The 7,752-nt window shown below is 67.0% G+C and carries 5 protein-coding genes and 1 tRNA gene; 1 reads left to right on the top strand and 5 read right to left on the bottom strand.

Annotated features, from left to right (window positions below; genetic code table 11):
• The first annotated feature begins 735 nt into the window (after positions 1-735).
• On the top strand, positions 736-1,464 hold the full coding sequence (locus J2848_RS35640) for a response regulator transcription factor (RefSeq protein WP_149235732.1): 729 nt from the start codon (positions 736-738) through the stop codon (positions 1,462-1,464).
• Here the strand turns inward: J2848_RS35640 and J2848_RS35635 are convergent.
• The 5 genes from J2848_RS35635 to J2848_RS35615 form a co-directional block, all read right to left on the bottom strand.
• Positions 1,437-5,519 carry a hybrid sensor histidine kinase/response regulator gene (locus J2848_RS35635; RefSeq protein WP_149235731.1) on the bottom strand — a complete coding sequence of 1,361 codons (4,083 nt, stop codon included), beginning with the start codon at positions 5,517-5,519 and terminating at the stop codon, positions 1,437-1,439. The two genes, J2848_RS35640 and J2848_RS35635, sit on opposite strands and share 28 nt — an antisense overlap.
• The gene (locus J2848_RS35630) at positions 5,516-6,592 is read right to left on the bottom strand and encodes an O-linked N-acetylglucosamine transferase, SPINDLY family protein (protein WP_149235730.1); all 1,077 of its coding nucleotides are present in this window, start codon (positions 6,590-6,592) and stop codon (positions 5,516-5,518) included. Before J2848_RS35630 ends, J2848_RS35635 begins: the two co-directional genes overlap by 4 nt.
• Positions 6,593-6,636: 44 nt before the next feature.
• Entirely contained in the window at positions 6,637-7,332 is a 696-nt protein-coding gene (locus tag J2848_RS35625) for an IS6 family transposase (protein ID WP_149235729.1), read from the bottom strand.
• A 64-nt stretch (positions 7,333-7,396) separates the two neighbouring features.
• On the bottom strand, positions 7,397-7,651 hold the full coding sequence (locus J2848_RS35620) for a hypothetical protein (protein ID WP_253568856.1): 255 nt from the start codon (positions 7,649-7,651) through the stop codon (positions 7,397-7,399).
• Between the two features lie 7 nt (positions 7,652-7,658).
• Positions 7,659-7,735: transfer RNA gene (locus J2848_RS35615), tRNA-Met, on the bottom strand.
• Between the last annotated feature and the right edge of the window lie 17 nt (positions 7,736-7,752).

Genomic DNA, 7,752 nt, shown 5'->3' with positions numbered 1-7,752 from the left:
GATAGGCAGGGCGGGCGTACTTGCTCAGAGGTACGGGGAGCGCGCGGCGCGCCACAACATGGGCCAGCCGCGCAAAGCACAGCAGATGATTCTCCGTGATACCCGGCAGATGGGCATCACACCGTCAGATCGCGAGGCTTTCGACAGAGCAAGGCACTCTAAGGAAAGGCTGCAGTCACGATTGTGGCCACCCTTCATTCGTCAAGGCTACATGACTTGTGATCGACGTCTAATCTCGACGGGCTCCCGTATGTAAATCGGCGTGGAGCTCTGACGCCGACCGGTACGGAAAGGCGTTGTTAATAATGCAGATAATGGGGTTCCAGCTGCGCACTGTTTCACACCTGTCCACCTGCCCGGTACACACTGATAATCGCAGTCCCGCTCGCCGGCCGGGGCGCGTTGTCCGCGGGCGGCTACCTGGTCGTGCTGTACGGGAAGCTGCCGCCGATCGTGCCGCAAGGCTCAGTGCTCTATGCCGTCCTGCACATGGCGCACGCGATCCAAGCGCTCCTGCTGTTCTCCACCGTCCTTGCCCATCTTGGGGGCGCGCTGGGCCACGCGCGGATATTCCGCGACGGGGTATTCGAAAGCATGGCCTCGCTCAGAGCCGGGGCCACCCGATAGAACCTCCAATGAGCGGCCAAAGCCCCGTTCACGCTGGCTTGACAACGGCTGAAGCTCTATATCTCGGAGTAGCAGCAAACGTCCAAGCAGGCGGATAGTGTTCTGATCATGATTTCTGAACCTTTGCGTGTAGAGGCCGGGCGGGCAAGATTGATCGTGGTCGAAGACGATGTCGTCACGCGTTCCATGATCGCCCGTTATTTCACGCGTGAGGGTTTTTTCGTCGAGGAAGCCGACAGCGTCGGCGAATGCCGATCGCTTCTGAAACAGGGGTCGGCTGATCTTGTGTTCATCGACATCTATCTGCCCGATGGCAGCGGCCTGGCCCTCGCCCAGGAGCTCCGGGCGGCCAGCCCGGTCGGCATCATCTTCGTCACACAACATGATTGTGATACCGACCGGATCGTCGCCCTGGAGTTGGCGGGCGATGATTACGTGACCAAGCCGGTCAATCTGCGCGAACTCTTGGCGCGAACCCGCGCCCTGCTGCGCCGGCGAGCACTGGAGTACAGTGCCGCCCGCCGCAGCGCGATCATTGTCATCGGGCCTTGGCTGGTCGATCTGACCCGACGCGAGGTGGCCACCTGCAATGGAGAGCCGATCCACCTGACCCGGGCCGAGTTCGACCTGCTTGCCGCGCTCGTGGAGGCGGATGGACGACCGCTCAGCCGCGACTATCTGATTGAAGTGGTGAGCAACCGCACCCTTCTGGGCGATCTGCGTACGGTGGATTCGTTGGTTGCGCGCCTGCGCCGGAAACTGGTGCTGGACGATGGCATGCTGATCATCGTCACTGTTCCGGGGGTTGGCTACAAGCTCGGTCTGACGAGATCCTGAGAGTGCCCGTGGCCGCGACGCGCAGCGGCGAGGAGCGCATCGAGTGACTCGCGGCGCAGGTTCCGCAGAGCAGCGATCCGTTCACGGTCCTGGTCAGGGACACACCCCGCCTCCCTTTCCAGCGTCCAGGCGGCCGAGGCCAAATCAACCAAGCCGAAGGAGCCCGCCGCACTGCGCAAGCGATGGGCGAGGGCTTTGACCGCCGCCCGATCCTCGCGGGCGGCGGCATCCTCCAGCTCATCGATCGTCCGTCGCGATGTCCGGGCGACCAGCCGCCCCAGCCGGACCAATTCGCCGAAGCCCAGCACCTCCCGCTGGACGGAGAGGTATGGCAGGTCGAGGCGATGGCCCATTGCACCATCGCCAGTGGGGGCAGCGGAAGCGGGCTTGGGGGACTGTGCTTCGGCCACAAGTGTGCGGCGCAGCCTGTCGGCGCGGAGGGGCTTGGTCAGGATCTCCTCGATTCCGACGCTCTGGCACCGTTGCCGGGTGTCATCGGTGAGGTCGGCCGTCATCGCAATGATCCGCGGCGGCTTGGGCAGCGCAAGTGCCCGGATGCGCCGTGTCAATTCGATGCCATCCCCTCCCGGCATGTGCAGATCGGTCAGGATGACATCGAATGATGCCGCGCCGGCGGCCTCGACCGCGGTGGGTCCATCCCCGGCGACGACCACATGGTGACCGATGCGGCTGAGCAGGCCGACGCCGACCTCGCGGTTGACCGCATCGTCGTCCACCAGGAGGATCGACAAAGCCCCGCTTGGCGGAAGCGGCAACTCGGCGGCCGGCTCCACGGCGGCGGGCTCGACCGGCACGATCAGATGGAACGTGCTTCCGACGCCCACGACGCTGTCCACGCTCAGGCTCCCTCCAAGCATCAGCGCGATCCGCCGGCAAATCGCAAGACCCAGTCCGGTTCCTCCGAACCGGCGGGCAATCGAGTGGTCGGCTTGCCGATATTCCTGGAAGATCGCCTCGTGCAGGTGGGGTTCGATGCCGATGCCGGTGTCCGCCACGCGGAGGTGCAAGGCCTGCCCCACCCCACCGTCGCCGGACGTGACGGCGATGGAGACGGTGATTTCACCCTGTGCCGTGAACTTGACGGCGTTGCCCAGCAGATTGTGCAGAACGCGGGTGATCCGGGTCCGGTCGCTGCGAATCCGGGGCGGCACGTCGGACGCAACCACACAGGCGATGGCGACCCCCTTTGCCGCGGCCTGCGGCCGGTACAGCTCCACCCCCCAATCGGCCAGACGACGCAGATCGATGTCCGCCATCTCGGGCGTTTCGCTGTCGGCCTCGTAGCGGCCATACTCAAGAACGCTCTCGATCAGGCTGAACAGAGTATCGCCGGCCTCCTTGGCGATTTCCAGCCAACGGCGCTGCCTGTCGTCCAGCCCGCGGTGGTCGAGCAGCTGCAGCACCCCTAGCAGTCCGTTCAGGGGGGTGCGGATCTCATGGCTGGCGACGGCGAGAAAACGGGATTTCGCGCGGTTGGCGGCTTCCGCCTGTTCTTTCGCCTGACGGGCGCGGGCCTCCTCCTCGATAGCGTGAGCATGCGCAACCTTCACCTCAGCCGTCCGCTCGGCGATCTGGCGTTCCAATTCGCGCTGACGGTGGCGCAGGTAAGCCGTCCGCATCTGGACGGCGGCGTACAGCAGCGTCAATCCCAGCAAGGCGGCAGCCAAGCGGAACCAAGCGGTCTGGTACCAGGCGGGCAGCACCCGCAAATCCAGCGCCAGGGTCTTGTTGCTCCAGACTCCGGCACGATTGCTACCCCGAACCATCAGGCGGTACGAGCCGGGCGGCAGATTGGTGTAGACCGCCTTGCGGTGGTCGGCCTCGACATCGATCCAGTCCGTGTCGAAACCTTCCAGGCGGTAGGCGTAATGGTTGCGCTCCGGTGCGGAGTAGTCCAGAGCGGCGAACTCGACCTCCACGCTGCGATCCTCCGGCCTCAGCGTGACCGGCGCCGCATCTTCCGCCTTCGGCACCGGCACCGGGAGACCGCCAACGCGCATGCCCGTCGCCATCACCGGCGGCAGGAAGTCCCAATCCCGCACGCCGTTGGGCCTGATGACGGTCATCCCGCCGAAGCCGCCGAGAAGCAGCGTGCCGTCCGGCAGGCGGGCACCCGATCCAGCCCAATGGGTGCGGATACCCGCTCCGTCCATGGGTCCGAACTTGCGGATGGCCAGGGTTCCGGGATCGACGGCGGCCAGACGATCGCCACTGCCTACCCAGACCATTCCGGCACGGTCCTCCAGCAGGACGGTGATGGTGTCGTGCGGAAGCCCGTCGACGCTGCCGAGGGAGCGGAATCTCATGCGTCCGTCGGATCCCGGGGCGGCATCCTCTTCCAGGATGCCGATACCGCCGGCCGTGCCGACCCAGAGGCGGCCCAGCCGGTCCTCCAGCAGGGTGTTGACGATGTCGCTGGGCAGGCTCCGGGGATCGGACGGATCGTGCAGGAAGCGGCGGAAGCCCTGCGTCCGCTCGTCGAACAGGTTCAGGCCACGCTGGGTGCCGACCCACAGCCGGCCGGCACGATCGCGCAGGACCTGTTGCACGCTGTTGTCGCTGAGGCTGTCCTTGCGGCCGGGCTCGTGGGAAAAAACGGTCACGCCGTTCCCGGAGCGGTCGATGCGCGCAAGCCCCATGCTTCCGCCAGCCCACAGCAAAGGCCCCTCCGCCATCAGGGCGAGGATATTGGCGTTGGCGAGCGGGGCGAACCGGGTCACCGTGCCCGCCCCGGGATCGATCCGGTGCAGGCCGGCCGGGGAGCCAGTCCACACCGCGCCGTCGTCGGTCGCGGCGATGGTCTGGACGATCTGGGCAGGCAGGGTTCCGTCGGCCGTCCCAGCGGCGGTCCCGGTGCCCGGGGGGAAATGAGCCACGCGGCCCGCGACCGGATCGAACAGGGCGATCCCCTCGGCCCTGAACCCCAGCCAGATGCGGCCATCGGCGCCCACGCTCATGCTGCGCACGTCCTTGCCCGGAAGGCCGGAGGGCGCGCCCGGTAGGACAGTCGCAATGCCTTGATTTCGAGGATTATGGAGGTCGACGCCGCCCAGACCGCTGACCCAGACCAGACCGGAGCTGTCGACCAGCAGGTCCAGGATGGAATCGTCCGCGAGGCCGCTGTTACGTGTGGGGTCGTTGCGGATGTGGCGGAGCATGCCGCTGGCCGTCCGCAGTTCGCGGATGCCGCCGCCGAACTCGCCAACCCACAGCGTGCCCGGTTCCGGCTCGACGATGGCGGTCACCCGCTGGCCGGAAGAAGAAAACCCGTTTACCAACCGGCCGCCACCAGCCTCATCCATGAAGCCGAGTTCACCCTTGCGGGTGCCGAACCAGACACGCCCCGCCCGGTCTTCGAAGAAACGGGTGGCCACCACCTCGGCAGCCGGCTGGAAGCGCTCGTCGCCCGCCTTGGCGGGACGCTTCATGATCCCGTGGGAGGTACCGACCCACAATGTACCCCGCCGATCGCGCAGAACGCTGCGGATTTCGCCTTTCGGCAGGCCGGAGGCGTCGGGCTCCTCGAACCGCCAGCCTCCCGAAGCCGGATCGAGGTGGGCCAGCGCGTTCTGCCCTGCCACCCAGAGGCCGCCATTGCCGTCACCGGCCATCCCGACGATCCGCCCCAAGGCCCGGTCCGGGGTCCGATGGGTGACGAACGAATCGCGTTCGGCATCGTAGTGGGCGACCAGCCCCGACACGGTTCCCACCCAGAGCCCGTTGCGGTCGTCGGGCAGGAGGACGGGCACGATGTTCTCCGGCAGGGAGGCCGGATCGCCGTTATGGCGTCCATACACCCGCATCCGATATCCGTCCCAGCGTGCCAGGCCACCGGGCGTGCCGATCCAGACGAAGCCGTCACGGTCCTGCGCCAGCGACATGCCGACGGGATAGGGAAGACCCTCGGCCGGACCGATGTGGCTGAACAGCGGGCTCGCCAGCTCGTCCCACCCCGATCGCCCACCGCCGGCACGGGCCGCGTCGCCGCCGCAGGCCAGCCAGAGGGCGGCCGCCAGCGTCACCCAGCGCCTCATGCACCCGCCTCCATCATCGCAGCGTAGGCGGCTTCCATCGCGCGGGCGAAGCGCCGTGCATCGCACAGCGGCGAGCGCAGGAGCCGCTCGCGCAGTCCGCTGCGCAACTCGGTCAGGCCCCGGGGATCCCCGGCCAGCGCGCGGGCTGCGGCGAGATAGCCGTCCGCATCGCCTGCCACGAGCTGGTCGAGGCCGACGCGATTCAGCAGGCTGGCACCGACACGCGCCGCGTGACGGTCACCGGCCAGCGTAATGACCGGCACGCCCATGAACAGCGACTCGCAGGTGGTGGTGGTGCCGTTATAGGGGAAGGGATCGAGCGCGATGTCCATCAGCCGATAGGCCGCCAGATGCTCCGCCGGGTTGGCCAGTCCCGGTAGCAGGGTCACCGAACCCGGCGGCGCCCCCGCCGTACGCAGGGCTGCACCCAGCCGGCGCCGGCTCGGGACGTCGGCAAGCCCCAACGCCTTGACCACCAGCCGCGCACCGGGAATGGACGCAAGCAACCGCCCCCACACTGCGATCACCGATGGCGTCAGCTTGGACAGCGCGTTGAACGATCCGAAGGTGACGAAGCCGTTGGCCAGCATCGGCAACGGCGACACGGGCGGCGCTGGCGCCGGCGGGCCGAAGCACAGGAAGCCGTCGGGCAGGCGCATCAGGCGTTCGGTGTGCAGCGCGTCCGTCACCCCCGGCGGATCGGCGATGGCGTCGGTGATCCGCCAGTCGATGGCCGAGAGCCCGGTGGTATTGGCATAGCCCAGCCAGCTCGCCTGCACCGGGGCCGGGCGGCGCGCGAAAACGGCCAGCCGGTTGTGGGCAGTGTGCCCGGCCAGATCGACCAGGAGGTCGACGCCGTCCGACGCGATGCAGGCGGCGAGATCCGCGTCGGACAGCCCGACGGTCGGCCGCCACAGGTCGGCCAGCTGGCGGAACCGCTCACCCAGCGGGTCCAGCCGCAGGACCTCGGCATAGCAGGCGATCTCAACCCGGCTGCGGTCGTGCCTCTCCAGCAGCGGCAGCAGGAAGCGCCCCACGGGATGGAGGCCGAAGTCCGGCGAGGGCTTTGTCACGAAAACGGGGCCGGCGCGCAGCAAGCTCTGATTTCCCGACAGGCTCACGCCGCAGCGGTCGCTACCAGCCAGTCGGCCCTGGCCTGCGCCCGGAAGATGCGCAGGGTGCGGCGGGAGACCAGGTGGCGCTGAAGGTTGAAGGTGTTGTAGACGGCGGCATGCAGAGAGACGAAGCGCTGGGCGGATGCGGGCGATTTGAACCTCTGCATCTTGTGCTCTCGTCGCCGCACCGGCTGGTGCGAGACTTCGACCCGGTTGTTCATTCGACGCCCTTGTTCATGGTAGGCCGTCAAACCGATTTCGCGGAAGGCGGCCCTGTAGGACCGGAGCTTGTCGGTGGTGACCCGGATGGGGGCGAAGCCATACGTCTTCAGCAGCTTGCGCATCAACCTCAACGCCGCAGCCTTGTCGCGTCGGCGCTGGACGAGCACCTCCAAAACCTCGCCTTCATCATCGACGGCCCGCCACAAGTACATGAGCTGACCGCTGACCCTGATCACCATCTCGTCCAAATGCCAGCGTGGGCTAGGCTTCGGCCGCAGGCGCCGCAAGTTGCCAGCAATGGCCGGCCCGAACTTCGCGACCCAGCGGCGCACGGTCTCGTATGACACGTCGATGCCGCGTTCAGCCAGTAGCTCCTCGACATCCCTGTAGCTCAGCGTGAACCGCAGATACAGCCAGATTGCATGCTGCATGATCGCGGGCGGGAAGTGGTGGCGGGCATACGAGAGCGGCGGCATCCCGCGAGGTTACCGTCACGACCGACAGGCTACCATCGTTGATGTGACAATGCCCCCTCCCCTTCTACACCCGAACATGGCCGAAGTGTACAGGCAGCGGATCGCGGCTCTGCACGAGCGCCTGCAGTCCGAGGAAACCAAGGCTGAAGCCGTCACTATCCTCCGCGGTCTGGTCGATCAGATCACGCTGCAGCCGGACGACAACGGACTGGCGATCGTGCTGCGCGGCGATCTGGCGGCGATGCTGAGCTTCGCCGCGAACACGAAGAAGCCCGGCCTCCGTGGGGAGACCGGGCTTGTCTGCGATCCAGGATCGCAAGCATCGTTGGTTGCGGGGGCAGGATTTGAACCTGCGGCCTTCAGGTTATGAGCCTGACGAGCTACCGGGCTGCTCCACCCCGCGGATGTATCAGTGTCGGG

This window comes from Azospirillum lipoferum (genome assembly GCF_024170005.1).
Classification (GTDB): Bacteria; Pseudomonadota; Alphaproteobacteria; order Azospirillales; family Azospirillaceae; genus Azospirillum; species Azospirillum lipoferum.
Note: the sequence above shows the minus strand (reverse complement) of the source record. Positions and strands in the feature narration are given on the sequence as shown.